At 60.4% G+C, this 3711-nt stretch carries 3 protein-coding genes; 1 reads left to right on the forward strand and 2 read right to left on the reverse strand.

From position 1 onward, the window contains the following. Both AC13C8_RS00740 and AC13C8_RS00745 read right to left on the reverse strand, forming a co-directional pair. Nucleotides 1-196, reverse strand: a 196-nt coding sequence (locus tag AC13C8_RS00740) for a recombinase family protein (RefSeq protein ID WP_482846069.1), incomplete at its 3' end; no start/stop codon positions are given. A gap of 2 nt (nt 197-198) precedes the next feature. Continuing rightward, on the reverse strand, nt 199-3150 hold the full coding sequence (locus tag AC13C8_RS00745; protein WP_482846070.1) for a Tn3 family transposase: 2952 nt from the start codon (nt 3148-3150) through the stop codon (nt 199-201). A gap of 140 nt (nt 3151-3290) precedes the next feature. On the opposite strand from AC13C8_RS00745, the gene AC13C8_RS00750 reads away from it, so the two are divergent. Beyond that, on the forward strand, nt 3291-3711 hold a 421-nt coding region (locus AC13C8_RS00750; protein ID WP_482846071.1), incomplete at its 3' end, for a recombinase family protein.

A 3711-nucleotide genomic window follows, 5' to 3' on the forward strand; every position in this document is an offset into this window, starting at 1 on the left:
TGCGGCCATGCTTTCGAGCGTTGATCAGGCCGTCTTTGGTGCGCTCTGAGATCAGGCGGCGCTCGAAATGCGCAATGGCCCCGAAGACGTGGAATACGAGTTCGCCAGCGGCGGATGTCGTGTCGATCCGCTCCTCAAGGCCCCATCGGAAGGTTTCTTCGTAGAACCACGCTAAGGAAGAACTTTCAGCGAACACAATCAGGTTCCCCAGTCTCTGGCTGGCCTGATGTTCAGTGGTCGCGCAATTTTGCGGTCTGCGGCTCCAGAATGCCAATCGAAGTCGCCGGATAGAATGACGTGCTCCCACCCGAGGGGCGATGTGTGAGGAAGCAGCTTGACGTCGTAGATCTGGGTGGTCTGCGCGAGGTGGCTGGCGGCCTTGTCCATGTAGATCGTATTCCAGAACGTGATGGCGGCGATGACGAGGTTGAGCGCCATGGCCCGCTTCTGTTGGGCGGCATCAGAGCGATCATGAATGCGCCCTTGTGAGTGGGCAAAGACGGCCCGAGCCAGCGAGTGTCGCGCTTCACCCTTGTTGAGGCCTGCGTGGCATTCCATGCGCAGGTCGGCGTTTTCGATCCAGTCGAGCATGAAGAGCGTGCGCTCGATCCGGCCGATTTCACCCAAGGCAAGGTAGAGCCGGTTTTGCTGGCGGTATGCTCCAAGCTTGCGCAGGATTTCAGACGGTTTGAGAGACTTGTCGCGGATGCTGGCGGCGAGACGCATGATGTCACCCCAATGCTGCCGGATCACTTCTTCGTTGATGGGCTTCCCGATGAGGGATGACAGGGTGGGCCACGCCTTCGCGCTTCCGAAGCATGCCAGCCGCCGGTCGGGAAAGTCGCGCAAGCGCGGGGCGAATGTCATCCCCAAGAGATGGAACAGGGCGAAGACGTGGTCCGATACGCCACCGGTATCTGTGTAATGCACAAGAGGGTCGAAGCTGGCCGGATTGCTCAGGAGGCCATCAAGCACGAAGGGGGCTTCGCCTGCGGTCGCCCCGATGACACTGGAATGGAACGATCCGTACTGACCCGACAAGAAGGAGTAGATCTTCAGGCCGGGATCGGGTCCATATTTGGCGTTGATGAGCCCACTGCCACGATTGGCAGCGAAGAACTGCCCATCCGATGAGCTGTGCTCCACCGCGCCCCAGTGCTGCGCAAAGGGCAGGCCATGATGGGCGTCGACGATACGGCCCAAGGCATCCGCGAATGTCTCCGGCCGAAGGTACCATGTCTGCGCCCAGGTCAGCTGCGCATGGCTGACGCGCGATGAGGCATGCGCCATCCGCTCGAGACCAAGATTGGTGGCCCCGGCCAGGATCGTGGCCAGAACGGCGGCGGGTTCATCGTGCTGCTTGCCAGACCGCAGGTCGGTGAAGGCATCAAGGAACCCGGTCTGCGCATTCACCTCCCAGAGCAACTCCGTGATGCGGATGCGCGGCATCACGGCATCGATCGCCCGTTCCAAACGCATCGCTGCGGGCGGTGTGACCGCGTCATGCGGCGTAATCTTCAACCGCCCGTGTTCAATGCGGACACCAGGGAGCGCATTGCGCTTCAGGGCGCGGTCAACTTGCTCAAGGCGTTTCGCCAGCGTAGCCCGCCGGTCAGACAACCATGCGTCTGGATCGGTTTCGAATCCCGCGTCCCGCATGATGATTTCGGCTTTGTCCCGGGGCTTCAGGTAGCTGTCGAACCGGCGATAATCACGACTGCCGTCAACCCAGACATCCCCGGCGCGCAGGCGCTCTCGCAAGGTTGACACAACCGCAGTCTCGTACACGCGCCGTTGTGGCTGACCATCCTGAATGATCAGCGATGGCCAATGCTTGGCCGCGAACGGCATGGGAGGATCGTCGGGCAACTTGCGTTTGCCTGTGCGGTTTTGGTCGTGCAGCAAGGCAATTGCCTCCTTGAGGTCATCCCCCGCATCGGTGGCATTGAACTCGAACGCTTCAAGGAAGGCCGGGGCAAACTTGCGCATATAGGCATAGCGCTCAGCCGCCAGAGCGAGCGGATCACTGGTTGCCAGCTCTCCAAAGCCAGCGATTTCGTCACGCTTGCCCAAGAGCGTTTCCCACCCGACATCCGCATCCAACGCAGCAAAGGGATCTTGCCCCAAATCTTGTGCGCGGGCCATGGCATCAATGGACGCGCCGAAGAGCTGCATCAGCTTGCCAACCTTGGTCTTGCCCATACGCCAGACCTCCTCCTGGCGATTGCGGGATCTTGAGAAGAGCTGGCCGGTCAGTCGCTCGAACATGGCGATCGTCGCATCGGTGAGCGTGATGGATAAATCCGCCATCTGCGCCGCGACCGTAGCGATCCGCCGCCGTTCACCAAAATCGTTCAGCAAGCTCACAGGCGCCACAGCGCCCTCGCGCGCGAACTTGAGCAGCCGGTCAGGGTGGAGGCCGTGCCCAAGGTTTGGCGGCATGTTCAGCGATCGCAGATATTTCAGGCGATCCAGAAGCGCGGTCATGCTGGCCGGGCTGGCGGAATGCGGATAGCCACGCAGCCACGTGAGCCGCGTTTGCCCAACAGATGGATCGTTGACCAAGAGCGCCTGCAACTGGACACGTTGACCCGGAGAGAGAGCATCAAACAGCGCTGCGGCAGCCTCGCGCCGGGCGCGTGCCCGCCCTTTCAGGGCAAGACGCTCAAGCGTGTCCACGCTCGGTAACACCAGATGCTGCTTGCGCAGCTCCGCAACCAGCGTCTCAACAATCTTCACGCCGTGATCCGTCGCGAAGGCCGCCATCGTGGCGATATCCTCCGCTTGCTGCACATGTTCAGGTCCGAAAGGGGAAAGCCCCAAGTGGCGCATCGCGAGGGCATGATGTTCGTGCCGCGTATTCCGCCTGATGGCATAATCGTCGAGAGTACAGGCCTCCACCTGAAGCTGTTCAGCAAGCCAAGCGATCAGTTCCGCTGGCGGCATGATGCCGTCGCTCCACCCGAAGCCCGGGTAGCGCAGCAGACAAATATGCACCGCGACACCAAGGAGGTTTTCGGCGCGACGTCGGGTACGGATCAGGTCAATGTCGTCCCGGCTCAGCAGATAATGGCGGATCAAAGCATCAGGATCCGTCAGCACCTCGAAGAGGTCTGCATGCGCGCGGGAAGAAAGTAGTCGGCGGGCCATAAAGTGTCCTCAAAACGTAGTTGCAAGTTTGAAGACCTCGAATATTATAGAGACCAATAAAAAGACAGATTTGCTGCGCCAATTCAGGATCACAGCGATCACGTGAAGTCAGGCTACAAAACGGTCGTTTTGGAGACACCATGCCACGCACCGGCGACATCCTCGGATACGCAAGGGTCTCAACCGCCGACCAAGACCTGTCCGGCCAAAAAGACCGCCTGCTGCAACACGGTGCCATTCGCGTGTTCGAAGACGTGATCTCCGGCAAGACGTTCAACCGGCCCGGTCTGGCGGCCTTGCTTGATCAGGCCAGGCCCAACGATACTCTCGCTGTCATCCGCCTAGATCGCTTGGGCCGCTCGCTCAAAGAGCTTCTGGAATCCGTCGATGACCTCAAGGCCAGAGAGATCAATCTGATCAGCCTTGAGGAGCGGATCGACACGACATCCGCCGCTGGCGAACTCGTATTCCACGTCTTCGGGGCCATTGCGCATTTCGAGCGCCGCCTGATCTCAGAGCGCACCAAAGACGGCCTGATCAACGCTCGAAAGCATGGCCGCA

It is taken from the genome of Aliiroseovarius sp. B-4, from assembly GCF_056857795.1.